The organism is Flammeovirgaceae bacterium, from assembly GCA_015180985.1.
In the GTDB taxonomy this organism is placed as follows: Bacteria; Bacteroidota; Bacteroidia; order Cytophagales; family Cyclobacteriaceae; genus UBA2336.
In genome coordinates this window covers 2,077,065-2,101,640 of sequence record CP054185.1, presented here as the reverse complement: position 1 = coordinate 2,101,640, position 24,576 = coordinate 2,077,065, and the positions used below count along the sequence as shown (strand labels likewise).

The 24,576-nt window shown below is 47.3% G+C and carries 26 protein-coding genes; 17 read left to right on the top strand and 9 right to left on the bottom strand.

The annotated features are described in order from the left end of the window. Together HRU69_09875 and HRU69_09870 are read right to left on the bottom strand one after the other, a co-directional pair. Nucleotides 1-432: a thiol-disulfide oxidoreductase DCC family protein gene (locus HRU69_09875; GenBank protein QOI97778.1), complete on the bottom strand. Its 432-nt coding sequence runs from the start codon at nucleotides 430-432 to the stop codon at nucleotides 1-3. Beyond that, nucleotides 411-3,353, bottom strand: a complete 2,943-nt coding sequence (locus tag HRU69_09870; protein ID QOI97777.1) for a gliding motility-associated C-terminal domain-containing protein — start codon at nucleotides 3,351-3,353, stop codon at nucleotides 411-413. Before HRU69_09870 ends, HRU69_09875 begins: the two co-directional genes overlap by 22 nt. Before the next feature lie 131 nt (nucleotides 3,354-3,484). On the opposite strand from HRU69_09870, the gene HRU69_09865 reads away from it, so the two are divergent. Genes HRU69_09865 through HRU69_09855 form a run of 3 tightly spaced genes read left to right on the top strand, consistent with a single transcriptional unit; the run spans nucleotide 3,485 to nucleotide 6,503 of the window. Beyond that, nucleotides 3,485-3,724 (top strand): hypothetical protein, encoded by a 240-nt coding sequence (locus HRU69_09865; GenBank protein QOI97776.1) that lies wholly within the window; start codon nucleotides 3,485-3,487, stop codon nucleotides 3,722-3,724. Nucleotides 3,725-3,772: 48 nt separating this feature from the next. Next, nucleotides 3,773-5,464, top strand: a complete 1,692-nt coding sequence (locus tag HRU69_09860; GenBank protein ID QOI97775.1) for a 1-acyl-sn-glycerol-3-phosphate acyltransferase — start codon at nucleotides 3,773-3,775, stop codon at nucleotides 5,462-5,464. Next, the gene (locus HRU69_09855) at nucleotides 5,442-6,503 is read left to right on the top strand and encodes an NAD(P)-dependent glycerol-3-phosphate dehydrogenase (protein QOI97774.1); all 1,062 of its coding nucleotides are present in this window, start codon (nucleotides 5,442-5,444) and stop codon (nucleotides 6,501-6,503) included. The genes HRU69_09860 and HRU69_09855 overlap by 23 nt, the downstream gene beginning before the upstream one ends. Here the strand turns inward: HRU69_09855 and HRU69_09850 are convergent, their stop codons facing one another. From HRU69_09850 to rsmA, 5 genes are all read right to left on the bottom strand, one after another. Continuing rightward, nucleotides 6,504-6,896 carry an HIT family protein gene (locus HRU69_09850; protein QOI97773.1) on the bottom strand — a complete coding sequence of 131 codons (393 nt, stop codon included), beginning with the start codon at nucleotides 6,894-6,896 and terminating at the stop codon, nucleotides 6,504-6,506. Nucleotides 6,897-6,898: 2 nt separating this feature from the next. Beyond that, nucleotides 6,899-7,375 (bottom strand): transcription elongation factor GreA, encoded by a 477-nt coding sequence (gene greA, locus HRU69_09845; GenBank protein ID QOI97772.1) that lies wholly within the window; start codon nucleotides 7,373-7,375, stop codon nucleotides 6,899-6,901. Between the two features lie 119 nt (nucleotides 7,376-7,494). Next, a complete protein-coding gene (locus HRU69_09840; protein ID QOI98887.1) occupies nucleotides 7,495-8,334 on the bottom strand; it encodes a pentapeptide repeat-containing protein in 840 nt (279 codons plus the stop codon). Between the two features lie 115 nt (nucleotides 8,335-8,449). Continuing rightward, nucleotides 8,450-9,805, bottom strand: a complete 1,356-nt coding sequence (gene mgtE, locus HRU69_09835) for a magnesium transporter (protein QOI97771.1) — start codon at nucleotides 9,803-9,805, stop codon at nucleotides 8,450-8,452. Further along, nucleotides 9,783-10,586 (bottom strand): 16S rRNA (adenine(1518)-N(6)/adenine(1519)-N(6))-dimethyltransferase RsmA, encoded by an 804-nt coding sequence (gene rsmA, locus HRU69_09830; protein ID QOI97770.1) that lies wholly within the window; start codon nucleotides 10,584-10,586, stop codon nucleotides 9,783-9,785. Before rsmA ends, mgtE begins: the two co-directional genes overlap by 23 nt. 67 nt (nucleotides 10,587-10,653) lie before the next feature. Here rsmA and pdxA point away from each other — a divergent pair, with 67 nt between their 5' ends. From pdxA to HRU69_09785, 9 genes are all read left to right on the top strand, one after another. Continuing rightward, a complete protein-coding gene (pdxA, locus tag HRU69_09825) occupies nucleotides 10,654-11,682 on the top strand; it encodes a 4-hydroxythreonine-4-phosphate dehydrogenase PdxA (protein QOI97769.1) in 1,029 nt (342 codons plus the stop codon). A gap of 89 nt (nucleotides 11,683-11,771) precedes the next feature. Beyond that, nucleotides 11,772-12,158: a TerB family tellurite resistance protein gene (locus tag HRU69_09820; GenBank protein ID QOI97768.1), complete on the top strand. Its 387-nt coding sequence runs from the start codon at nucleotides 11,772-11,774 to the stop codon at nucleotides 12,156-12,158. Nucleotides 12,159-12,219: 61 nt separating this feature from the next. After that, entirely contained in the window at nucleotides 12,220-12,735 is a 516-nt protein-coding gene (locus tag HRU69_09815) for a DUF177 domain-containing protein (GenBank protein ID QOI97767.1), read from the top strand. 12 nt (nucleotides 12,736-12,747) lie between these two features. After that, the gene (gene rpmF / locus HRU69_09810) at nucleotides 12,748-12,939 is read left to right on the top strand and encodes a 50S ribosomal protein L32 (protein ID QOI97766.1); all 192 of its coding nucleotides are present in this window, start codon (nucleotides 12,748-12,750) and stop codon (nucleotides 12,937-12,939) included. A gap of 140 nt (nucleotides 12,940-13,079) precedes the next feature. Next, nucleotides 13,080-14,096, top strand: a complete 1,017-nt coding sequence (locus tag HRU69_09805; GenBank protein QOI97765.1) for a ketoacyl-ACP synthase III — start codon at nucleotides 13,080-13,082, stop codon at nucleotides 14,094-14,096. Between the two features lie 24 nt (nucleotides 14,097-14,120). Then, entirely contained in the window at nucleotides 14,121-14,684 is a 564-nt protein-coding gene (gene efp / locus HRU69_09800; protein ID QOI97764.1) for an elongation factor P, read from the top strand. A 90-nt stretch (nucleotides 14,685-14,774) separates the two neighbouring features. After that, a complete protein-coding gene (gene accB, locus HRU69_09795) occupies nucleotides 14,775-15,275 on the top strand; it encodes an acetyl-CoA carboxylase biotin carboxyl carrier protein (GenBank protein ID QOI98886.1) in 501 nt (166 codons plus the stop codon). A 93-nt stretch (nucleotides 15,276-15,368) separates the two neighbouring features. Then, the gene (accC, locus tag HRU69_09790; GenBank protein ID QOI97763.1) at nucleotides 15,369-16,718 is read left to right on the top strand and encodes an acetyl-CoA carboxylase biotin carboxylase subunit; all 1,350 of its coding nucleotides are present in this window, start codon (nucleotides 15,369-15,371) and stop codon (nucleotides 16,716-16,718) included. A 170-nt stretch (nucleotides 16,719-16,888) separates the two neighbouring features. Then, on the top strand, nucleotides 16,889-17,065 hold the full coding sequence (locus tag HRU69_09785; GenBank protein ID QOI97762.1) for a hypothetical protein: 177 nt from the start codon (nucleotides 16,889-16,891) through the stop codon (nucleotides 17,063-17,065). Nucleotides 17,066-17,579: 514 nt separating this feature from the next. Here the strand turns inward: HRU69_09785 and HRU69_09780 are convergent. Both HRU69_09780 and tcmP read right to left on the bottom strand, forming a co-directional pair. Next, entirely contained in the window at nucleotides 17,580-18,149 is a 570-nt protein-coding gene (locus HRU69_09780; GenBank protein ID QOI97761.1) for a DUF3109 family protein, read from the bottom strand. A 3-nt stretch (nucleotides 18,150-18,152) separates the two neighbouring features. Beyond that, on the bottom strand, nucleotides 18,153-19,004 hold the full coding sequence (gene tcmP / locus HRU69_09775; GenBank protein ID QOI97760.1) for a three-Cys-motif partner protein TcmP: 852 nt from the start codon (nucleotides 19,002-19,004) through the stop codon (nucleotides 18,153-18,155). A 114-nt stretch (nucleotides 19,005-19,118) separates the two neighbouring features. Here tcmP and HRU69_09770 point away from each other — a divergent pair, with 114 nt between their 5' ends. The 5 genes from HRU69_09770 to HRU69_09750 all read left to right on the top strand — a co-directional run bounded on the left by HRU69_09770 (nucleotide 19,119) and on the right by HRU69_09750 (nucleotide 24,573). Further along, nucleotides 19,119-21,374, top strand: coding sequence for a UvrD-helicase domain-containing protein (locus tag HRU69_09770; protein ID QOI97759.1), 2,256 nt, complete (start codon nucleotides 19,119-19,121; stop codon nucleotides 21,372-21,374). A 61-nt stretch (nucleotides 21,375-21,435) separates the two neighbouring features. Continuing rightward, nucleotides 21,436-21,798, top strand: coding sequence for a four helix bundle protein (locus HRU69_09765; GenBank protein QOI97758.1), 363 nt, complete (start codon nucleotides 21,436-21,438; stop codon nucleotides 21,796-21,798). Nucleotides 21,799-21,851: 53 nt separating this feature from the next. Then, the gene (locus HRU69_09760; protein QOI97757.1) at nucleotides 21,852-22,520 is read left to right on the top strand and encodes a DUF4290 domain-containing protein; all 669 of its coding nucleotides are present in this window, start codon (nucleotides 21,852-21,854) and stop codon (nucleotides 22,518-22,520) included. Between the two features lie 3 nt (nucleotides 22,521-22,523). Next, entirely contained in the window at nucleotides 22,524-23,828 is a 1,305-nt protein-coding gene (gene murA / locus HRU69_09755; protein ID QOI97756.1) for a UDP-N-acetylglucosamine 1-carboxyvinyltransferase, read from the top strand. A 67-nt stretch (nucleotides 23,829-23,895) separates the two neighbouring features. Next, a complete protein-coding gene (locus HRU69_09750) occupies nucleotides 23,896-24,573 on the top strand; it encodes a hypothetical protein (protein QOI97755.1) in 678 nt (225 codons plus the stop codon). Nucleotides 24,574-24,576: the final 3 nt, after the last annotated feature.

Below are 24,576 nucleotides of genomic sequence, written 5' to 3'. Positions count from 1 at the left end.
TCACTGATCTAAAAATCGGTCTTTCCATTTCACTGAGGGCAGCCAGCACGTTTCTCTTTTGCCGAACCACCGGTACCGGTTACGCGCTATCCAGTCGTAAACCGGATTGCGGATAACCCGCGGAATAATTTTAAAAACATAACAAAGAGGCCACAACCCGGTAAGGTTGCGCGCAATTTCAAGAGCGGCATCACTCTTTGTAAAAATCTTTTGATCTTTTATGAGTACCAGGGTATTCAACTCGGAGAATTCAAACCCCCGATTCGCCAGCAATTGTTTGCTGATTTCAGATTGCAGCGAGGCGAACCTGAAGGTGCCTTCCGGATCGCGTTTTAAAATAAACTGCACAGCCCCACTGCACAGGTTACAAACACCATCAAACAAAACTACTGAAGTATGGGGTGGCTGACTTATCGCACCAAGTGAACCCATCCTTTTATGGTTTGCAGCCGCTTTTTCGGGTCAACCACATTAAAGGTAACATCGGCAACGTAAAAGTATACGCCCGAAGCCAGTGGTGTTCCATTTTTATTGCGTCCATCCCACTCAATATAAATGGTGTTGCGATCATCTCCGAGTTTACCTGTATAGGTATATACTTCATCGCCCCAACGGTTGTATACCCTGAAGTTAACTGCCTGCACGAAGCGTGCACATCGCCTGGCCAGGTTCTCACCCTTTAATCCAATAGTCAGGTTTCTGCATGGATAGGTTTCAGGAACACTACTGTCGAACTCCGGGCGGTAACCATACGCGGCAAACACATCGTTACAAAAGTCGCCATTCGGTGTAAACAAGTTAGGTAGTTCATAATTCGGGCAATTATCGTTGCAAGCCGCTTCGCTTAATTCGCTTTCGTTGCCGGATCTATCTATTGCCGAAAGTTTATAGCAGCGGGCAAATGATGACAAGGCGCTGTCGTAATAAACCGTGTCGCGGATGTTGCTGGCCAGCAGGAAGTACTCGCCCGTAGTGGAGCCGGAGGCATACAGGTTGTAACTGCGGATGTCATCGCGGCAATCGGGGTCAGTCGGGCGACTCCATTTCACTACATTAACAAACGAAGTCGGGCTACAACCGTATTGGTCGTAAAACTCATCACAGTTAATTACAAACGGTGTCAGTACAGGCTTGCAGGGCGGGTCATCATCACGCGGTTTGGCGCAGATAATCTGGCTGTAATTCTCAAGCGGCTCACCAATGGCAGGGTTGCCGTAACCTCCCCGTACCTTTACCCGGTAGCAGTAAAAAGTATTATCATCCAGGGGTACACCATTCCACTGCCCGCTGTCAACATAAACTAAACCCTCAGTAAATACATCCACGCTGTCAATCAGTACCATGTCATTTTCGGTGGCGCCTTCCGGTCCGCGGTAAATCAGGTGACGGGGGTGTGCCTGAATTTGATTCGACCAGGGTACCACTGCACTCCAGTTTAATTGAATGCGTTTGGTTGACGGTCGCAATTCAAGCCGTACCGATGATGCGGTAGAGGATGTATCAATAGGCGACCAGGTAGTGGGCTCAGTAACTGTATTGGAATAGAGCACAATGCGGTAATTAAAAACATTCTCTTCCGAGTTTATTTCATCATCCACTACGGTCGTATCACCCGGAAGGGTACCGGGGTGAACTTCGGTGAGGCCTGCGTTGCCGGCAAACCCATTGGCACGCCACACTTTATATTCATACGGGCCTGGAAACTGCAACTTATCAATATCAAACGGTGACCGCCAACTCACCCGGATTTCTCCATTGCCAGAACCTGTCTTATCAACCGTAACATGTGTGATTACAGGCGCATCGGCCAGAATAGGTGGTATGCAAATTTCCTGCGACACATAACTTTCGCCACCACCGGGTGCCGGGTATACGGCTACCAGCCGATAACAGAATTTTGCTCCGACATCCAACCCGCGCCCCCCGTTGGTATCCGTAAACGTGTTGGAACTGATGCCAACTGTCGCAATCTGGCTATAACCCAAAAACTCAGGCATGCCGGTCTGGCAACTGTCGGGTGTAAAGGTAATGCTGTCAACCCTTCGCCAGATTTGAATGGAAGTTGCGTTAGGGCAAGCATACGGCTGCCACTCCAGGAGGGCATGGCGTTGGGCTAAATCAACATTAGCCGAATTCCAAACCGGTGGCGGACCCACTACTTTGATGCGCCACGTTTTAAAGGTTACCAGCCGTGGTGTGCCTTTATCAGTAACTTTAAATACAACCTGGTAGGGCTGCTCTTTAATGTGTTCACAGGTGGTTGTCCATGAAAATTGTAATTCGGCTGGTGGATTAGAAGGTTGAAATTCAGCCGGGAAAGGCGTAACGGTTGCGCGCGAAGGAAACGTTTCACCAAAAATTTCAGAAAAGGCTTCCAGTTTCACTTCATCGTTATTGGGGTCAATGCCAAAAATGGTTTCGTTAATTACCGTGCCGGCATCAACACATATATCTTCCGGTACAATCAGGTCAGGCCGGTCGTTATCGCAATCATCTACAATAATCTGCATGTCCCTGCGCACAAACCCTATCCGTACCCATTGCCCGTTCACTTTACGCCATTCAATAACGACAAAAGCAATGTTGTATTCCCCTACCCGGCAGGGCGCATCCCACACAATGGTTCCATCAGAAGGGTTGATGGTAAACGTGGGCGGGCCATCGCCATTTTCATTACCCGGGAGGCAGGTTGCATAAAAATCAGGATGATTGGGTGCCTTATACCCCACAACCGGAGTTCCTTTTTCAGAAAACGGGATGACCATTTCATACGACAGGCTGTCGCCATCCGGATCGAACGCGCCAGGATTGTGAAAAAAAGCCTGACCGCTGCAGGCACGATCGATAGGGGCAATAAGTAATTGCGGGCTGTTTTTGTTACACAAGAACGGGTCAATGATCAGTTGAGTTTCGAGGTAAAACATGGTGTTTACCGAGTTAACCATGTTTAAAACGCCTTCATTCCGGTTAGGCTCATTATAGGAAATGATGTATACACCCGGACTGCTGTAGGTATGAATATAGGTGTAAGAAGCAGTGGCAATGTTTGGCCCGAATTCCGGTAATAAAGTGTTGGGCGTTTCAGGCACCAGAATAAAGTTACCATCTCCAAAATCAAGGACATCCTGCTCACCCCCGAACAACACCGGGGAACCGGAATTGGTATATACGCGAACAGTAATTTCGTAGCGCAAATCTCCGCAGTTTGGAGTGAGTTTACGAACAGTGATTTGCCCTGCCCGCAGGTGCGTGGCAAGCGTGGTAAATGATGCAAGGACTTGTACTATAATCAGCGTGAAAAGGATAAGCCACCTCGCCCTGATATCGCCCCTGCCTGTTAATTGTACTGTCATTGCCACAAATGCGGTTACAATATAAAACCCTAAGCCGGTTGGAAAAAATCCATGCCCATAACGATTTATAACCGACTTTTATTTTTAACACTTTATTCATTTATCTTGTTACTGCCCTAACCTGAAACGCGATGCGCATTGTCGGTGAAATACCCCATCCTGACTGTAAGATAACCCTCTACAGCTGGAACAACCGGTATCTTATAAAGGTTGAAAAAGGATTGTTTGAGCAAACCTATAAGATTAACCAATTTGATATTGCCGGTGAAGATACCCTACACGCTGTTGTAAACGAGGCGTTTATCCGGCAGACGCTTGCGCTATTCCAGTCGATGGAGGCCATTTGGAACCAGGCCTTGCTGCACCGCTGATAATAAATGGCCTGTCAGGAAAGGAATAAATTATAGTATTTTGCCCCTGTGGAAGTTTTAGAGAAGAAGAACAAAAACAAAAAGTACCGGCCCATCCTTGACGGCATCCCCGACTGGCCGGTGTACCAGCTTAGCCGTAACCGCAAGGAATTTATTGAAGAGGTTGCCCAAAAATCGTTTGAGCGCATTAAACAACTGCGCCCCAACCGAAAGCAGTTGCTCGATGACCTGCAGGCAACGGTGTACCGCGAACAGCAGCGGATGAAGCGTAACCGCTGGCGCGTTGACCCACCCGATGAACAACGATTTTGGGCACGCATAAAAGAGAAACTGGTTGAACTCTCAAACAAACCGGGCGAGGATACGGCCGATGAGGATAAGGTACTTCAACGCATTGTTATCCGGTATGCCAACGAAATTGCCGGCAACTTTAAACCCAGTTCGTACAGGCTGGCCCGCAGCATTACCACCTTCTGGTTTAACCGGTTGCTGAATGCCGCACGGGTAAAAAAATTCGGAGCGATTTTCAGAAGCAAATACACGTTACGCGATAAAATCCAGATTGTCGGCAAGGTAAAACAGTTGCGCAAACTCGCCCGCCAGGGAACCATTGTAATGGTGCCCACCCATTTCAGCAACCTGGACAGCATCCTTATCGGGTGGGTAATACACGCGTTGGGATTACCCGCATTTATTTATGGCGCAGGCCTTAACCTGTTTAACATTAAAATCTTCGCCTACTTCATGAACAGCCTGGGGGCCTATAAAGTAGATAGAAGAAAGAAGAACCTGCCCTATCTGGAAACGCTGAAGATGTACTCCAGCCTGGCTATTCAAAAAGGTGCGCACAGCCTGTTCTTCCCCGGAGGCACCCGTTCCCGCTCTGGCGCTATCGAAAAAACACTCAAGCTGGGTTTGCTTTCAACCGCCATCGAAGCGCAGCGCAACATTTACCTGAACACCCCCGATGGCGAAGAACCCCGCAAGATTTTTATCGTTCCGGTAACACTCAACTACCACTTTGTACTGGAAGCCCCCGACCTGATTGAAGAATACCTGTCGGTGAAAGGGCAGGACCGGTATTTGCCAGAGCAGGATAAATACGGCAGTTTTCAACTGCTGCGTTTTCTGATCAAATTCTTCGGTAAAGGATCCAACATTTCTGTTTCCATCGGCCGCGGGCTCGATGTAATGGGCAATTACGTAAACGATGAAGGGCAAAGCATGGATGCCCAGGGCCGCGTTATTCAAACCCGCGACTATTTTCTTTCAAACGGATACATCACCATCGATAAACAACGCGAAGACGAGTACACCCGCATGCTCAGCCAGCGAATTGTATCGGAATACCATCGGATTAACCGCGTATTTGCCAGCCACCTGGTAGCCTTTGTGGCATTTGAACTCTGGCAACAGAAACATCCGAAACTCGACTTGTTCGGACTATTGCGCCTGCCGGAAGAAGACCAGGTAATTGAGTATGCCGAATTCAGGCAGGCGTGTAAGCGGGTGCGTAAGCAGATTTACCGGCTCAAGGAAAATGGTAAAGTAAATCATGCCACCCACCTGAAAGGAAAGATTGATCTGGTGATCCGCCACGGCATGGAAAACGTAGGCATTTTTCACCTGAACCGGCCGCTGCTGTTCAATAAAGAGGGCAATATCATTACACAAGACCTGTCGCTGCTGTATTATTACCACAACCGCCTTACCGGCTATGACCTCGAAAAAGTTATCTGACGAAAAACCGGTAGGCGTAATCGGTGCGGGTAACTTCGGCAGCGCGGTAGCCAACCTGTTGGCCCGCCAACGCAATGTGTTGCTGTACGCCCGCGATGAGAAGACCATTGAGCGCATCCTGAAGAAGCGGGAAAACCGGGGGCACAAAATGAAAAAAAACGTTACCCCCATTAACGATTTAAAACAACTTGCCTGCGAATGCGACATCCTGTTTCCGATTGTCCCTTCTTCGCACTTTCGCAGCATGATGCGCCAACTTTCACCCTACCTGCATCCGTACCATGTTTTGATTCACGGCACCAAGGGCTTTGACATTACCCTGCCGAAAGGGCACACCATTGAATCGGTAACAAAACTTAACCGCAGCCAGGTTAAAACCATGAGTGAAGTCATCCGCGAAGAAAGCGTAGTTGTTCGCGTTGGTTGCCTGGCCGGCCCAAACCTATCGAAAGAGCTGGCTGCCCGGCATCCGGCCGCAACCGTTATCGCCAGCCACTTCAACGAAGTTATCAGCATCGGCAAGCGCCTGCTTCGCAATGATCGGTTTCAGGTGTATGGCAATAACGACCTGGTGGGTGTTGAACTGGCCGGTGTGTTAAAAAATATAATTGCTATAGCATCAGGCGCATTGCACGGCATGGGCTATGGCGAAAATGCCCGGGGGCTGCTCATCAGCCGGGGCGTGGTGGAGATGATTCACCTGGGCCGTGCACTTGGTGGCAATACCAAAGCATTTTTAGGCCTGGCCGGCATTGGTGATTTGGTAACCACCAGCAACAGCGAACTAAGTCGTAATTTCCAGGTAGGCAATAAACTGGCGCAGGGTATGACGCTGAAAGAAATCCTGGAGAGTATGGATGAAGTGGCCGAAGGGGTTAACACCGTGCGCATTGCAAAAAAGTGTGCCGATTATTATCGCGTTCGTGCGCCCATTACCAACACGCTGTACCAGGTACTATTTGAGGACCTTACCGTTAAGCAGGCGCTCAGCTACCTGATGCGTTACCCCCTCAATGTGGATATTGATTTCCTGGATTGATTAAGGCGTGCTGCGGATTTTTTCAGCCACCGCTGCCAGTTCTTCGTTTGATGGCTTCAATTTCGGCCTGGTGAAATTAATGTCGCCCATGCTATTCATGGGCACCAGGTGAACATGCACGTGCGGCACTTCCAGCCCGATTACCGCCACACCAATACGTTTGCAGGGTATTACTTTTTTAATGGCCACTGCCACCTTTTTGGCAAACACATGCAGACCGGCCAATGTAGCGTCATCCAGATCAAAAATATAGTCCACTTCTTTCTTGGGCACCACCAGCACATGCCCTTCGACAAGAGGCATGATATCGAGGAAGGCAATAAACTGGTCATCTTCAGCCACGATGTGCCCGGGTATTTCGCGGTTAATAATGCGGGTAAAAATGCTGGGCATACTTAAACCGAGATGTTTGTTACCTCAAATATCATTTCTCCGGCCGGTGTTTTAATGGTTGCCGTGTCACCTTTCTTCTTACCCAGTAACCCTTTTCCAATTGGCGATTGGGTAGAAATCTTTCCGGCCTTTAAATCGGCTTCTTCTTCCGAAACCAATGTGTAAGTGAATGAAGCACCGTTCTTTTTATTCTTGATCGTTACTTTAGAGAGTATTGAAACCTTGGAAGTATCCACATTGGTTTCATCCAGCAGGCGGGCATTGGACAGCAATTCTTCAAGCTGAGCAATTTTGGCTTCAAGATGCCCCTGGGCATCTTTGGCAGCATCGTATTCGGCATTCTCGCTCAAATCGCCTTTGTCGCGTGCCTCGGCAATTTGCCGTGCAATTTCAGCGCGCCCCTTGCCTTTCAGTTCGGCCAGTTCGGCTTTCAGTTTATCCAGACCTTCCTTGGTGTAATATGAAATTTTCTTGGACATACAAAACCGTATTGATGAGCTTCGTTACCTGAAGCAACTAAAAATAAAACAACGGCCTCTTTGGAAGACCGTTGCCTTGGCAAAGGTAGTGTTTTAACTGCACGATGCAAAACGATAGGCTATGCGCCCACCAGTTCGGGAATCAGGCCCTTTACCTGCTCCATCAGTTCATCATCAAATTTGGCCAGGTATAACGTTTTGGCTTTGGCCAGCTGGTCAATGGTAAGTCCTTTAGCACCCCGCAAATCGGCTTTGTATAAACTGGCGTTTTCCAAATCAGCGCCCATCAGGTAACTGTTGCTGAGGTTCGCTTCCATTAAATAGGCGTTGTTAAAATTGGCTTTTATCAAAAACGCGTTCTCGAATTGTGTCTTTATCAAAAAAGCATCTTTAAAATTTGCTCCGCTGGCATATGCGCCTTTCAGGTTGGCCTGGTTAAGGTTGGAGTTTTCAAAATTGGTTTGGTTAAGCCGGGTGTTCTCAAGGTTTGCTTCTATCATGGACGACTGCGAGATGTTGGCCGAGTTCAGGTTTGAGCCCTTCAGGTTAACATAGTTGAGGTTTGTTTTTGCCAGAAAGCAGTTTACCAGGTTAATCTCAAAAATATGATGCCGGTTCAATCGTTTGATGTTACCTACCGTGCGGAAGGCTGCTTCTTCCGACTCCCACAGCCGGAAGTCGTCAATCTCATCTTTATAAAACCGGATGCGCTGGCGGGTCTGCCCATTCTGGTTTAACCAGAAGATAAGAATACCGATAACGGCAATATCAAAGATCATTCCGTGGGCTTCCGCTAAAATCTGGGCCCAAAACGCATCAAAATCGTTTAAATAGTACCTCAGACTTAACGATAAAACCACCAGTGTAACGGCTATCAGCACCAGCGTGGAGGTGAGTAAAGGCTTTTCGATAACCCGGTTAAAGGCATCGGAAAGTTGTTTAAGCCTGTTTCTAAGCAACTGCACAGTGTACCTTCTTGACTGGTTGGCAAAACAAAGTTAACAGTAATTGAAATGCGCTTACAAATCCAAAATGCCGGTAACCTTACATGACCCCGGGCTATTTTTATTACCATTAAATCATCAGGTGTACCGTAAGGAAATACACGGATAGCCCCAGCATATCGTTAATGGTAGTTATAAACGGGCCTGCCGCCAGGGCAGGATTGAAACCAAGTTTATTAAGCACCAGGGGTGTTAAGGTGCCGATAAACGAGGCAAATACAACCACGCTGAATAGCGCCACCGAAACGATAAGCGATAAATGCAGTTCGTTAAACAACAACACGTTGGCACCATACACAAGGGCCGAGAGAAAAAATCCGTTCAGCAGGGCAACCGAAAAAACTTTACCCAGCCGCATCCACAAGCCTTCATAAACAAAAACTGAACTGGCCAGGCTCTGCACAATTAATGCCGATGACTGGATACCTACATTACCGCCCGTTGCCTGAATAAGCGGTGTAAAAAAAGCAATAGCCGTTACGCGGGCCAGTTCGTCTTCGAAAAAGCCCATAAACTTGGCATTCATCAGCCCACCCAGTATGCCGATAAGCAGCCAGGGCAGGCGCGCACGGGTGTTTCGCCACACGCTGTCATCTTCTTCCACATCTTCGCTGATACCCGACATGAGTTGCCGATCTTCTTCGGCTTGTTCGGTAATAACATCCACTACGTCATCAATGGTAATCCGGCCAACGAGTTGACCATTCACGTTCACCACGGGTATGGATTCCAGGTCGTACCTGCGCATGATTTCGGCCACCTCCCTGTCGGCCAGAAAGGTATCAACCGAAACAATATCTTTCTCGCAAATTTCAGAAACTACTTTTCGGGCATCGGAGAGTACCAGGTCTTTGAGCGAAACCCGGCCTACCAGTTTATCGCGTTCGTCAACAACATACACGGCATAAAACGTGTCCACATTCTCGGCCTGCTTGCGGATTTCATCAATACATTGTACCACCGTCCAGTTGTCGCGTACCTTAATCAATTCCTTGGCCATCAATCCGCCTGCTACGTTTTCTTCAAAGCGCAGCAGGTCAATCACCTGCGATTTCAGGTCAACATCCAAACCGGCCAGCACTTCTTCGCGCACCTTAATGGGCAGTTCATTCAGGATGTCCGCGGCATCATCTGAATTAAGGAGGTTAACAAACCCGATTATTTCGCGGGGAGAATAGATTTTTAAAAAGCGTATCCGCGTATCGGTATCCAGGTCGTTAATGATTTCGGCCTGAACTTCCAGCGGCAGCAGATCCATGACATACTTGGACTCTTCTGAATTGAACTCATATAAGAGCGTGGAAATATCAGCAGGATCAACATGCTCCAACGATGCCCGTATAAATTCACTGTCGTGTGCATCCAACGCCTGTTGAAAGCGCTCAACAAACTCGCGGGTTAACTCAAAGTGCTGGGTTGTTTCCACGGCCGCGCTGCATTAGTGTGGTTAATTCAATAAAGTCATCTGGCGAAAGTTGTTCGGCCCGTTTATCCCAAAAAGTTGCCAGTCGGGCATCTTGCAATTGGGCGGCCAAAGTTAGATTTTTTAGTGCGTTACGCAAGGTTTTGCGCCTGGTATTGAATGCCTGTTTAACCACCTGAAAAAAGAAATCTTCATTGCAGGGTAAGGTTGAACGCTCGTTACGGATCAGCCGAATCACCGCTGACATGACTTTGGGTGGTGGATTAAATACCCCGGGCGAAACCTTAAAAAGAAATTCAACCTGATAAAATGTTTGCAGCAGAACGCTTAGAATTCCGTAGGTTCTGGAACCATGCGGTGCAGCTATCCGCTCGGCAACTTCCTTCTGCAACATGCATACTACCTGCTTTACCTGGTTGCGGTAGGTAAGGATGGAGAAAAAAATCTGCGAGGAGATGTTGTAGGGAAAGTTTCCGATGATGGAAAAGGGGCCGGCAAAAATCTTATTCAAGGCCAGTTCAAGGAAGTCGCCTTCAATAACCTCCAGTTCTGGAAAGTGCCCCCGCAGGTAAGCCACCGAGTCGCGATCCAACTCAACAACCTTCAGGTTAACTGCGTGAAGTTGCATCAGGTACCGGGTAAGCACACCCATACCAGGCCCGATTTCCAAAACGGCTTCCGGACGGGCACCCACCCGTAGCGATTGAACTATACGCACGGCCGTTCGCTGATCGTGCAGAAAATGCTGCCCTAAAAATTTCTTCGGCTTTACACGTTGCTGCATGCACCCGTTTTAAAAAAGTAAAGTACTATAAAACAAATTGATAATTTTACCCGAATGTTAACATTCCATGATCCCAACGGCTAAATCTGAAAAACCACGCATTGGCATCACCCTGGGCGATATAAACGGCATCGGACCGGAGGTGGTCATTAAATCCCTGCACGACAGCCGCATACTCGCACTCATTACACCGGTGGTATATGGTTCCACACGCGTACTTTCATTCTATAAAAAACTGGTCAACCTGGAAGACTTTGCCTACAGCCATGTGAAAAGCAGGGGGCAGTTTATACCCAAGGTGGTTAACGTGGTTAACTGCTGGGACGAAGTAATTGAAATAAACCCGGGAAACGCTTCGCGCGAAACCGGCCGTGCGGCCTTGTTAAGCCTGAAGCAGGCCGCACAAGATTTGAAAGATGGATTGCTGGATGCCCTCGTTACTGCACCTATTGACAAGAGCACTATTCACAGTGATGAATTTCCCTTTAAAGGACATACCGAATTTCTGGCCGAGTATTTTGATACTTCCGACTACCTGATGCTGATGGTGAGCGAAAAGCTGCGGGTTGGCCTGGTTACCGAACACATACCCGTAAAAGAAATTCCGCTGATGATTACCCGCGATCGGATAAACATCAAACTGATGATTCTGGAACAAACCCTTCAAAAAGACTTTGGAATTAGCAAACCAAAAATTGCCGTGCTTGGCCTGAACCCGCATGCCGGTGATGGCGGACTGCTGGGACAGGAAGAAGACAGTGTAATCAAGCCGGCCATCAACGACCTGAAAAACAAAAACAAACTGGTATATGGCCCGTTTGCTGCAGACGGATTTTTTGCCTCCGGGCAATATGCCCGGTATGATGGCATCCTGGCCATGTACCACGACCAGGGCTTAATCCCTTTCAAAACCATGGCTTTTGAAAGCGGGGTAAATTTTACCGCGGGTTTACCTGTAATCCGCACCTCGCCCGACCACGGCACCGGGTATTCCATTGCCGGAAAAAATCAGGCTATGGAAGGATCCATGCGCCAGGCTATTTACACCGCCATGGACATCGCACGCATCCGCAAAGAACTATCCACAGAAAAATAAAACCAGCTTACCCGCCAGTCAATCTGGTTAACGACCACCCTAACCCCACTCCGGCAATATTTTGCTTATCTTTAAGCATCATCGTAGCCATGGACATTGTTACTCAAAAACAACTAAACGTGTTGATTCAACTGGCCGAAGCCGACAAGCACTTCGCCAAAATTGAGCGGGAAATGATTTTTAAGATTGCCCGCGAACGCAACTTCCCCGAGGAACTAGTACAAAATCTCATCCGCAATCCGCAGCCCATCGAAACCCTGGGCGCCCTCTCGCCCGACCAGAAATTTGATTACCTCATGTCGTGCATCGACCTGGTGTTTGCCGACCATAACATTTTTGAAAGCGAAATACTTTTTTGTAAAAACATTGCCATTAAACTTGGCTTTAAGAAAGGCGTTGTTGATTACTTTGTCGAGAACTACGGTAAGAAAACCCGGGAGGAATTTAAAGCCGCAGCACTCAGCACCTACATCTGAAAACCCCTCTAAGTCGGTTTTTTTATAATCTCATTAATTCTCCTAAATTTGCCGACCCATTTTGGGCCTGAAAGGAGGTTTGGGGTTGGATCTGTACAGCGTTCATATTCAGGGCTTAAGCTATGCCATTCACCACTTTCATTACGATTTTGGCGATGCATTTTTTAAGCAATATGGAATGGAGATACTGTCCCGCGGAACATTTCATGCCGCGGTAGCGCTGGACAAGCGGGAAACCTTTATTGAAGCTACCTTTCAGATTACGGGGCACGCACGGTTGGTGTGCGACCGCAGCCTGGAGGAATACGATCAGCCGATGAGCATCAGCCGGAAGATTATATTCAAATTCGGGGATGAGGACAAAGAAATCAGCGAAGACGTGCTGATGATTCAACGTAATACCGACACCCTGAGACTGGGGCAGCACCTGTTTGAATTCATCGGGCTGGAAGTGCCTATGAAAAAACTGCATCCCCGGTTTCGAGATGAAGAGCAAAACGAAGGAATTGTTTACTCTTCAGGTGAAAAAAAAGGAACGGATCCACGATGGGATGTTTTAAAGAAACTGAAGAATTAATTTTATAGAGTTATGCCAAATCCGAAACGTAAAACCTCGAAGACCCGCAGAGATAAGCGTAGAACACACTACAAAGCCACCGCCAAGCAAATGGTGGTATGCCCCACTACCGGTGAACACCACCTGCCCCACCGCGCCTACTGGCACGAAGGCAAACTTTACTACAACGGTAAAGTGGTGTTAGAGAAAGAAGTTCTCGCTTAATGCATCAGGTCGGCCACTCGTGTACCATCCGGTTTGCCGATAGCAACAAAGGCACCGGCTGTTATACAAGCCAGAATAACAGCTCGATTTTTTATCGGGCTTTTGTTTTTTGAAACAATAATCCTGAAGGCACCGCCACAATGAAAACACTTCACGCAGCCATTACCGGAGTCGGTGGTTATGTTCCCGACTACATCCTGACCAACAAAGAACTTGAAACCATGGTGGATACCAATGACGAATGGATTACCACCCGTACAGGTATTAAGGAAAGAAGAATTCTGAAAGGCGAAGGGCTTGGAACTTCTTTCATAGTTACCAAAGCCGTAAAGGAATTGTTACAAAAAACCAAAACCGATCCGAAGGAAATTGACGCCATCATTGTAGCTACCGTTACCCCAGATATGCCCTTTCCGGCAACCGCCAACCTGGTGGCCGATCAGGTGGGTGCCGTTAATGCATTCAGCTATGACTTAAGCGCAGCCTGTTCGGGCTTTTTATACGCTCTCACCACCGGTGCCAAATACATTGAGTCGGGTTCGTACAAAAAAGTTATTGTGGCGGGGGCCGATAAAATGTCATCTATTATTAATTATAAAGACCGCACCACCTGCGTTATTTTTGGCGATGGCGGGGGGGCTGTATTACTGGAGCCTACCACCGAGAACCTTGGTGTACTGGATTCCATTCTGCGCAGCGATGGTTCCGGTGCCGTTTACCTGAACATGAAAGCCGGAGGCAGTCGTATGCCGGCCACGCATGCTTCAGTGGATGCCAACCTGCATTATGTATTTCAGGATGGCCAGCCGGTATTCAAATTTGCCGTAACCAAAATGGCCGAGGTCTCGGCCGAAATAGCCGGGCGTAACAACCTGAAAGGCGAAGACATCCAGTGGCTCGTACCGCACCAGGCCAACAAACGCATTATTGACGCTACCGCCAGTCGTATGGGCATTGGCGATGACAAAGTGATGATGAACATCGAAAAGTACGGTAATACCACCGCGGGCACCATCCCCCTGTTATTCTGGGATTATGAAAGCAAACTAAAAAAAGGCGATAACCTTATTTTGGCCGCCTTTGGAGGAGGATTTACCTGGGGCGCCATTTATGTAAAATGGGCCTACGATGGCGCAGCCGTATCGAATAAAAAATAAATGTAACTTAAGTCGTTTTTTTCTATGGCAACTATAGCTGATCTGAGCAGAGGGAATTACATACGCTACAATGGCGAAATTGTACAGGTGGAAGAATTGCAACACCGCACACCCGGTAACCTGCGGGCCTTTTACCAGGTAAAAATGCGCAACGTACGCAATGGTAAAGTTTTGGAAAACCGGTTCAGGCCCGGTGACGAAGTGGATCAATTGCGCGTTGAAACAAAAGAATACCAATACCTGTACAGCGATGGCGACAGCCTGGTGTGTATGGACAATGAAACGTTCGACCAGATTTATCTGGATAAAGCCCTGCTGGGCGACTCGGCCCGCTTTATTAAAGAAGGGGTAACCCTGCTGATTGCTTTTGAAAACGGTACGCAACCTATTACAGCCGAAGCACCCGCCCATGTTATTATGCAGGTGCAATACACCGAACCCGGCATTCAGGGCGATACCGCCACCCGAACGCTGAAACCCGCCACCCTTGAAAACGGTACCGAAATCCGCGTGCCGCTGTTTATAAACTCCGGTGATAACATTAAAGTAGATACCCGCACCGGTGACTATGTTGAACGTGTTAAATAATTTGATATGGCTAAATCACGCAACGGAAACAACAGACTGAAAAGCAAACCCACTCGTGCCGATGCCAAATCAGCAACTAACCCTGCCGCAATGAAAACATCCGAAATCCGAGACCTTATCGATTTCATTTCCAAATCAGGATTGAACGAGGTGAACATCGAAACCAGCGAACTGAAACTGCATGTTAAGCGCGAACCCGATCAGAAAGTACTGAAATCGGCTGCACCCATTGTTGCGGCCGCACCGGTAGCTCAGGCACCGGCACCGGTAGCCGCGCCTGTTGCCGCTCAACCTGCAACAGCCCCTGCAGCTAAACCCGCACCTGCCGCGGAGCAGGCATCAGGCAAAAAAACAGTTGAAATTAAATCACCCATGATTGGCACCTTCTACCGTTCGGCCAATCCGGATTCACCGCCTTTTGTTTCGGTTGGCGACAAAGTTACCAAAGGCCAAACAGTGTGTATCATCGAGGCTATGAAACTCTTCAACGAAATTGAATCAGAAGTTTCCGGAACGATTATAAAAGCGCCGGTTGAAAATGCTTCACCGGTTGAATACGACCAGGTGCTTTTTGTGGTGGAGCCTGATTAACGATTAATTCAAGGTTCCAAGTTCGAAGTTAGTTAATCGGATCATCGGGTGATAACTCCGAATCATTGAATCAAAATTTTTGAATCAGCCTATATGTTTAAAAAAATACTAATCGCCAATCGCGGAGAAATTGCATTACGGGTAATCCGCACCTGTAAAGAAATGGGCATTAAAACCGTTGCCGTGTATTCCACGGCCGACCGCGAAAGCCTGCACGTACGCTTTGCCGATGAAGCGGTTTGCATTGGCGATGCCCCAAGCAAAGATTCATACCTGCATATACCGCGTATTATTTCTGCGGCCGAAATAACCAATGCCGATGCCATTCACCCCGGCTACGGCTTTCTTTCTGAGCGTGCCGAGTTTTCTTCCATCTGCCACGAGTACGGCATCAAGTTCATCGGCCCTACCCCGGCCATGATCGAAGCCATGGGCGATAAATCCACTGCCAAGGATACCATGAAGAAAGCCGGAGTGCCTACAATCCCCGGTTCCGATGGTTTGCTGGAGTCTATGGAGCAGGGCGTTAAACTCGCCAAAGACATCAAATACCCGGTTATCATTAAAGCTACGGCAGGCGGTGGCGGAAAAGGCATGCGCATCATTAACGATGAAAGCGAATTTAAAAAAGCATGGGACGATGCCAGGCGCGAAGCAGGCGCAGCCTTTGGCAACGATGGACTTTACCTTGAAAAATTTGTGGAAGAACCCCGCCACATCGAAATACAGGTGGTGGGCGACCAGTACGGAAAAGTGTGTCACCTGTCGGAGCGCGATTGCTCCATCCAGCGCAGGCACCAGAAGCTGGTAGAAGAAACACCCTCGCCCATTGTAAGTCAGGAGTTGCGCGAACGCATGGGCGAAGCCGCTATTAAAGGGGCGCAGGCTATTAACTATGAAGGCGCAGGCACCATTGAGTTTCTGGTAGATAAGCATGGCGACTTCTACTTCATGGAAATGAACACGCGTATCCAGGTGGAACACCCGATTACCGAAGAAGTTACCGACTACGACCTTATAAAGGAGCAGATTAAAGTAGCAGCCGGTGTGCCCATATCGGGTAAAAATTACTTCCCGAACCTGTTTGCCATGGAGTGCCGCATCAATGCCGAAGATCCGGCCAACGGCTTCAGGCCCTCGCCCGGCAAAATCACGCACCTGCACATGCCGGGGGGCCACGGTGTACGGGTTGACAGCCACGTGTATGCCGGATACACCATTCCGCCCAATTACGATTCGATGATTGCCAAACTCATCGTAAGCGGGCAATCGCGCGAAGAAGTGATCACCCGGATGAAGCGGGCTTTACAGGAGTTTGTAATTGAAGGAATAAAAACAACCATTCCTTTCCATATTAAACTGATGGATAACGCAGTGTTCCGGTCGGGCAAGTTTACTACCAAGTTCCTTGAAACTTCGTTTGATTTTTCGGATTTGAAGTAAGTATTTTAATCCTAATCAGGAGGTTCACTTTCGGATTTTTAGTTCCATTCACTTGGCTGCGGATTTTTTCTTTACTTTTGCACAAAGTCATTTTCAATTGACTTCATTCTTTTAGTTGCAAGTTACCATTAGTTGAACCAGCCATGAGCTATACGACAAACCGGTCATTATTGATTCTGCCTTTTATCATTTTCATTTCTCAAGCATTCTTATTTATACAAAGTTTAGCCCAAACTCCAGGAGGAGTAAATACCGGTGGATTCACATTAAAAAAATTAAATGGACCAGAGGATTGGCTTTTCGTAGAACTGGCACTAAAAGAATCTGAAACCGAGGGGCTTCAATAGATTGATTTTCTCTCAATCAAAGCATCAGGTACCACGGGACTTTCCAGTGTCACCAATGTTGTAAACAGAGCTATGAAAAAAATAAAAATGGCCTCTGCTATGATGGGGGTAATTTGGTCTATATCAAAGAATCAGCAGTTGAGGGCAACCTGTTTTTATTCCGCTCATCACGCACGCAAGTATTAGGCACTGTATACACCTCATTTAATATTGATCAGGACGCTTTTGCTAATCAAGTAAAAACTGACGAGCCCTATACATTTATAAGTAAAATCACTTTTCCTAATAACGCAAGCCGTCCAAATTACCATCATTTTAAAGAAACCCAAAAAGTAAAACTCAAATCCTACGAGTTTCAGGGTGATAAAATCTGGGTTACAGCAACTATCCCAAAAATATCTAACCAGATTTTCAGAGTAACCTACTTTAACAGTAACCGCCTAATTCTGTATTACAAAAAAAGAAATAAGCATGTTAATCTAATCCTGATAAAGTAGTGCAGGTCTTTTCGTAATTACGATGATTTCGATTCGATTAAATCAACAAGTGCATCATACCACACCTGGCCATATTTTCTTACCAGTGCTTCTTTAAGAAATTTATACAACGGCACCTGTAACTCCTTGCCCAGCGAACAGGCCGGTGAACAGATGCTCCACTTGTGGTAATTCACAGCCTCAAGATTTTTCTTTTTGGTAATGCGGATGGGATACAGGTGGCAGGAAATGGGTTTCTTCCAGCTAATCTTTCCATCGAGGTACGCTTGCTCAATGCCGCATTTCAATACCCTGTTTTCGTCATAGATTGCGTACGCGCACTCCCGCCCACCAATGGTGGGCGTTGAGAAGTCGCCATCATCATCCAGCACATAAGTTCCCTGGCGTTCAATAGCCTTAACACCGGCTTCCGATAAGTAGGGTTTAACCTGCTCATAAATCGCACGCAGTATCGGCAACTCGTCATCCTCCAGGGGCGCACCAAAATCTCCCTCAACACAGCAGGCACCTTTGCACTTCTCCAGGTTGCAAACAAATTCTTTATCCTTTATATCATCCGTCACTAAAACCTGTCCTACCTGCATCATAGCTTAATGTTGAAACAAACTGATTTGTTGATGGGTGCTTTCCTGTATATCGTGCTGAATATTTTTTAATACCGGATGCTTTGAAAAAAGTCCCATGTAGTAGATTGGCAGTTCCATCAGTCCGGAGTCGAGTTTTTGCGCAGTAAGTGAGGCATTAAGGCCGATAACCAGCATGTTGTTCTGATAGAGCTGCACCAACCGTTTATAAAACTCCAGGTTGCTGTTCGATTTATCCAACACATCCGCATCCTGAAAGCCGCCCATGAATTTGCGAAGTTTTTCGCGCTGATGCTCCAGGTAAAACCGGTAATTGTGCTGGTCGTTAATACAAAAAGTGAACGGAATAAGAAAACTAAAGCCCAGGTGCTGAAACTTATCAATCAAAGCAAAAGGTACTTCCATTGAAAACGAATCAACGATGCAAAAAACAGCTACCCGGTAGCCGGCTTTAGATTTCGGAACATAGTACGCCAATTTTTCCGGCAGTTTATCCAGCGGATCATCAAAAATAAATACCGTGCGGTCTTTAAAGTATTTCTTTACCCGAATCTTCAATACGCGGGCATTCTCCGCATCGCGTTCGCAAAAAATCCACTTTGAAACCAGCGTCTCTTCACCCAGCACAGCCAGGGCCGTAGCAGCAAATTTTTCCTTTTGGTGTCCGATGGAGTACAACCCATTGCCGGCAAACAAATCAATAACAATAACCTCATTAACATGAGGGGCCAGATTGGCGATAAAAGCACTCAGGTACTGCTGTATTCGTTGAACCTTTACTTTAAACCAGGGCTCAGCCGCGGTGGTGACAAAGCCGTCATCCGGAAAAGCAGGAAGCACTGAAGAATGAAAATCCAAAATACTATCGTTTAACAAAAGTACATTAGCAAATTGTGAACATCAACTTCGGCAAAAAATAAAAATCAGGTATGCATCCGTAGGATTAATGCAGCCCGTTAACTTGCAGGTTGAATGACGGATTACCTGAACCAGTTAAATGATGCACAACGCGAAGGGGTTATCAATACCGAAGGCCCTACCATGATTATTGCCGGGGCAGGCTCCGGTAAAACCCGCGTGCTCACCTACCGCATTGCGCACCTCATCAAAGCCAAAGCGGTTGATCCGTTCAACATTATGGCGCTTACCTTCACCAACAAAGCAGCTAAAGAAATGCGCGACCGTATTGAACGGGTTGTCGGGCCGGATGCACGCAACATCTGGATGGGCACCTTCCACTCAGTGTTTGCCCGCATACTCCGGGCCGAAGCGCATTACCTGGGCTACCCGCACAACTTCACCATTTACGACACCGATGACTCAAAAAGCCTGTTAAAAAACATTGTGAAGGAACTGGGCTTGGATGAAGCCACCTACAAACCCAATGTAGTGTACAACAGGATTTCATCTGCTAAAAACCGTCTTATCAGCTGGCAGCAGTACCTGGCCGACCCGGAGTTAATTAGTGAAGATGCCGCCAACATGCGCCCCGAATTCGGCAACATTTACCGCACGTATGCCCAGCGGTGTTTTAAAGCAGGCGCCATGGATTTTGATGACCTGTTATTCAATACCGATAAACTTTTTAAAGAACACCTTGACGTACTGAATAAGTACCAGTACAAAATTCACTATGTGCTGGTAGATGAGTTTCAGGATACCAACCTGTGCCAGTACTTCATCATCCGTAAACTGGCCAGCATGCGGCAGAATATTTGCGTAGTGGGCGATGATGCCCAAAGCATCTATGCCTTCCGCGGGGCGGACATCACCAACATCCTTAACTTTGAACGCGACTATGCAGATTTGAAAATTTTCAAACTTGAACAAAACTACCGCTCCACTCAAAACATTGTAGAAGCCGCCAACTCGGTTATCCGGAAAAACCGGGAGCAGTTACCTAAAAACATCTGGACGGCCAATGAAGAAGGCAACCTGATTGAACTCATCAAAGCCGTTTCGGATAATGAAGAAGGGCGCCTGGTGGCCTCATCCATCTTCGAAGAAAAAATGCAACACCAACTCCGGTTCAGCGACTTCGTTATCCTTTACCGCACCAACAGCCAATCGCGGGCGATGGAAGAAGCCTTGCGCAGGATGAACATCAAATACAAAGTAGTAGGCGGACTCTCCTTCTACCAACGCAAGGAAATCAAAGACGTGCTGGCCTACCTTCGTTTTTCGCTTAACCAAAATGATGAAGCCTCTTTCAGGCGAATCATCAACCTGCCCAAGCGCGGCATTGGCGACTCCACCGTTGATAAAATTATTGTGGCCGCCAACGATCACGGCATTTCCATTTGGGAGGTGCTGCAACATGCCAATGCCTTTATCGGGGTGCGGGCCGCTGTACCCATCGAGAATTTTGTAACCATGATCAGGCGGTTCACGCTCGAAACCACCCGCAAGGATGCCTACGATGCCGCGTTTGAAATAGTGAAAGGTTCCGGTTTACTGCGCGAACTGTACGAAGATAAAACCGAAGAAGGTTTAAACCGACACGAAAATGTTCAGGAACTACTAAATGCCATCAAGGAGTACGTGGACGATCCGGAAAAACCCGATAAATCACTGGGCGCATTTTTGCAGGAAGTATCACTGATAACAGGCCAGGATGAAGACAAAGACAGCGACCCAGAAAAAGTAACCCTCATGACCATCCACATGGCCAAGGGGCTTGAGTTTAAGTACGTGTATATTGTGGGTATGGAAGAAGACCTGTTCCCCTCGCAAATGATGCTGAGCAGCCGGTCTGAACTGGAAGAAGAACGAAGACTTTTTTACGTGGCACTTACCCGTGCGCAAAAACGAGTGTTCCTCTCCTACGCACTTACACGGTACCGCTTTGGTCGGTTGAAGAACTGCGAACCCAGTCGTTTTATTGACGATGTAAACCCCGCTTACCTGAAAGTAAGCACCCGTTTTACCGGCATTGAATCAACTCCGGTCAATACAGGCAATTATGCCCGTACACTTGTAAACGGCATCCGCAAATCAACAACAACCGTTGCTCAATCAAAATCGGCCTATAGACCCCCGGCTGATTTTATTCCCAGCGATACTTCTGAACTTGCCGCAGGCATGCGCGTGGAACATCCTAAATTCGGCTTCGGAAAAGTTATCGCCCTGGATACAGCCGGAGCCGAACGGAAAGCCAAAATAGAATTTGACGATTTTGGCGAGAAGACCTTATTACTTAGTTTTGCCAAACTCAGAATACATGCGTAGTACTGAGTTTAATAGTATAGAGTTTTTTAGTAATTTTTCATTTTCTCATTGAAGACCCTGAATGAACAATTACAAAGAATTAATACTTTGGCAGAAGTCGGTTGAACTTGCTGTTAAGATCTATGAAATAACAAAAGGTTTTCCAGGTGATGAAATTTACGGCCTTACCTCACAAATGCGAAGATCAGTGGTTTCCATATCATCGAATATTGCCGAGGGAGCCGGGCGTAATACCAAAAAGGATTTTAGCAGATTCCTTGGTATTTCATATGGTTCCTCCTGTGAATTAGATACTCAAGTTACAATCGCTTTTAAAGTTAAACTGATCACCGAAGCAATGTTGACAACGATTCAAAACGATATTAATGAAATTCAAAAAATGCATTGGGCACTTAAGCGATCCCTTAATCAAACAAAATCATAAGACTAAAAAACTCAAGACTAAAAAACTCAAGACTAAAAAACTCAAGACTAAAAATGATTGCAGAATACAACTCACAACGGCCCCAGATTATTTTAAAAGAGTACGGCCGCAACGTTCAGAAGTTAGTGGAATACATCCGAACCGTAAAAGACAAAGAGAAGCGTACTGAACTGGCTTACACCCTCATTGAACTGATAAAACAACTCACCCCCAGCCTGAAAGACCAGCCCGAAAATCCGCAGCGCCTATGGGATGACCTTTATATTATTGCTGATTTCAATTTGGATGTAAACAATCCCTACCCCGTACCCCAGCGGGATGTACTGTTTAAAAAGCCGATGAAAGTGGAGTACCCGCAAACCAACATCCGGTACAAGCACTACGGCAAAAACATCGAGTACCTGGTAAAAGAGGCCATGAAGAAAGAAGATCCGAAAGAGCGTGAAGAAGCGGCCATCTACCTGGGTAAACTGATGAAAACATTCTACGGTAACTGGAATAAGGAAACACTGGATGACTCCGTAATTGTAAACGACCTTCGGGCCATGTCAAACGGTAAACTGAACATGGACCTTGATAAGGTTCGAGAAGACAACCTGTTTGAAAAACTGTACCGGGAGAAGAAACAACTAAAGCCGCTCGGCAATGGCGGTCCGCGCGAAGGCGGCCACCGCAAATTCAAACACAAAAACAAAAACCGCAGGCGCAGAGACAATCAATAACCGATGAGTGTCTTTAGAATTAAAGGCGGTAAAAAACTAAATGGCGAAATCATTCCGCAAGGCGCCAAGAATGAGGCACTCCAGGTAATTTGCGCCACCTTGCTAACGGATCAACCCGTTACTCTTCACAACCTGCCCGACATCCGTGATGTTAACAAGTTACTGGAACTGGTGGCCGACCTGGGTTGCAGCGTTAAAAAAACAGATCATCATTCCTGGCAAATCACCGCGGCCTCGGTCAATACAAAATTTCTCGAAACTGAGGAGTATAAAACAAAAGCAGCAGCCCTTCGCGGCTCGGTTATGCTGCTGGGGCCCATCCTGGTGCGCTTCGGCAAAGCCAGCCTGCCTAAACCCGGAGGTGATAAAATAGGCAGAAGGCGGCTGGACACACACTTTCTGGGGTTTGAGAAACTGGGTGCGAAATTCAACTTTAATGCAGACGAACAACTTTTTCACATCGATGCCTCGCATCTTACCGGTTGTTACATGCTGTTGGATGAACCCTCGGTTACCGGAACGGCCAACATTATTATGGCCGCAGTACTGGCCAAAGGCAAAACCACCATTTATAATGCGGCCTGCGAACCGTACATCCAGCAACTGTGCCTGATGCTCAACCGCATGGGTGCCCGAATCAGCGGCATCGGTTCTAACCTGTTAACCATCGAAGGCGTTGCCAAACTGGGCGGCACAGAGCATACCCTGCTGCCCGATATGATCGAGATCGGCAGTTTTATCGGCCTGGCCGCCATGACACAGTCGGAACTGACTATTAAAAACTGCCGCATTGATATGTTGGGCATTATACCCGATGTGTTTAAGCGGCTCGGTATAAAAATGGAATTCCGGGGCGATGATATTTTTATACCGGCACAAAGCAGCTACGAAATAGAAACCTTTATAGATGGCTCCATCCTTACCATTGCCGATGCACCCTGGCCGGGCTTTACGCCCGATTTGTTAAGTATCGTTTTGGTGGTGGCTACACAAGCCAAAGGAACGGTGCTCATTCACCAGAAAATGTTTGAGAGCCGCCTGTTCTTTGTAGATAAACTGATTGACATGGGTGCGCAAATCATTTTGTGCGACCCGCACCGGGCAACTATAATCGGGCTTAACCGCAAACAGGCGCTGCGCGGAATCAAAATGGCTTCGCCTGATATACGGGCTGGAGTAGCCTTGCTGATAGCCGCCCTCTCGGCTAATGGAACAAGTGAAATATCAAACATTGACCAGATTGACCGCGGCTACGAAAAAATTGATGAGCGCTTAAAGAAACTCGGGGCAGATATTGAACGGGTATAATTTTTATTCCCGCTTCCTAAATACAAATAACCTTCACAAGTACGTTCTGAACTAAAATCTTGTAGCCATGAAAAACTTACTTGCCATCATACTCATCCTTAACGGATGGAGTGTTTTTGCACAGGATTCTTCCGAAGTACCGGGTTCGAGATCGCTTTTCAAGCTGGCCCCGCAAAACTTTGCCCAGAACACACTGAAAATGGGCGTTGAGCGGTTCAACAGGGATTTTTCAAAAAGTATGGTCTTCTACCTGTCCGGCATGCTCGGTGACAGAACTGAAGACTACGATTATTATTCATACGGATACAATGGCCTGGGTGCCGAATTGCAGTACCGCAAGTACATAAAGCCAATGAAATTGCAGGTGAGTAAGAAGGATAATGAGTACTACCAGGGAATTTATTTTGCAGGATTCGTACAGAGCGGCCGCTACAGTGCCGACCGCTACTCTGCTTATTTTACCATCGACCAAACCACCGGGGCCACCATTAAAGTGGTTAATTATGATTACAAGGAATCCATTTCAAATGTTGCATTCGGATTCACCCTTGGTTGGCACCGCACGCTCTGGCAGGTGGTTTATGTTGATATCTACGTAGGTGGCGGCCTTCAGTTTGCAGACGTTACACGCGCAGGCCAACTGCCGCAATACGGTTTTGATTCCTTTTACCGGGATGCCGTATCCGACCCGGGGTACCAGGGAATTATTCCGAAATTCGGAGTGCACCTGGGCATCGGCCTCTGACGC

Bases quoted from the DNA above. Each gene is read 5' to 3' on its own strand.
- HRU69_09875 (QOI97778.1), bottom strand. From the start codon at position 432: ATGGGTTCACTTGGTGCGATAAGTCAGCCACCCCATACTTCAGTAGTT.
- HRU69_09870 (QOI97777.1), bottom strand. From the start codon at position 3,353: ATGACAGTACAATTAACAGGCAGGGGCGATATCAGGGCGAGGTGGCTT.
- HRU69_09865 (QOI97776.1), top strand. From the start codon at position 3,485: ATGCGCATTGTCGGTGAAATACCCCATCCTGACTGTAAGATAACCCTC.
- HRU69_09855 (QOI97774.1), top strand. From the start codon at position 5,442: ATGACCTCGAAAAAGTTATCTGACGAAAAACCGGTAGGCGTAATCGGT.
- HRU69_09850 (QOI97773.1), bottom strand. From the start codon at position 6,896: ATGCCCAGCATTTTTACCCGCATTATTAACCGCGAAATACCCGGGCAC.
- greA (QOI97772.1), bottom strand. From the start codon at position 7,375: ATGTCCAAGAAAATTTCATATTACACCAAGGAAGGTCTGGATAAACTG.
- rsmA (QOI97770.1), bottom strand. From the start codon at position 10,586: ATGCAGCAACGTGTAAAGCCGAAGAAATTTTTAGGGCAGCATTTTCTG.
- pdxA (QOI97769.1), top strand. From the start codon at position 10,654: ATGATCCCAACGGCTAAATCTGAAAAACCACGCATTGGCATCACCCTG.
- HRU69_09820 (QOI97768.1), top strand. From the start codon at position 11,772: ATGGACATTGTTACTCAAAAACAACTAAACGTGTTGATTCAACTGGCC.
- rpmF (QOI97766.1), top strand. From the start codon at position 12,748: ATGCCAAATCCGAAACGTAAAACCTCGAAGACCCGCAGAGATAAGCGT.
- HRU69_09805 (QOI97765.1), top strand. From the start codon at position 13,080: ATGAAAACACTTCACGCAGCCATTACCGGAGTCGGTGGTTATGTTCCC.
- efp (QOI97764.1), top strand. From the start codon at position 14,121: ATGGCAACTATAGCTGATCTGAGCAGAGGGAATTACATACGCTACAAT.
- accB (QOI98886.1), top strand. From the start codon at position 14,775: ATGAAAACATCCGAAATCCGAGACCTTATCGATTTCATTTCCAAATCA.
- accC (QOI97763.1), top strand. From the start codon at position 15,369: ATGTTTAAAAAAATACTAATCGCCAATCGCGGAGAAATTGCATTACGG.
- HRU69_09780 (QOI97761.1), bottom strand. From the start codon at position 18,149: ATGATGCAGGTAGGACAGGTTTTAGTGACGGATGATATAAAGGATAAA.
- HRU69_09770 (QOI97759.1), top strand. From the start codon at position 19,119: ATGACGGATTACCTGAACCAGTTAAATGATGCACAACGCGAAGGGGTT.
- HRU69_09765 (QOI97758.1), top strand. From the start codon at position 21,436: ATGAACAATTACAAAGAATTAATACTTTGGCAGAAGTCGGTTGAACTT.
- HRU69_09760 (QOI97757.1), top strand. From the start codon at position 21,852: ATGATTGCAGAATACAACTCACAACGGCCCCAGATTATTTTAAAAGAG.
- murA (QOI97756.1), top strand. From the start codon at position 22,524: ATGAGTGTCTTTAGAATTAAAGGCGGTAAAAAACTAAATGGCGAAATC.
- HRU69_09750 (QOI97755.1), top strand. From the start codon at position 23,896: ATGAAAAACTTACTTGCCATCATACTCATCCTTAACGGATGGAGTGTT.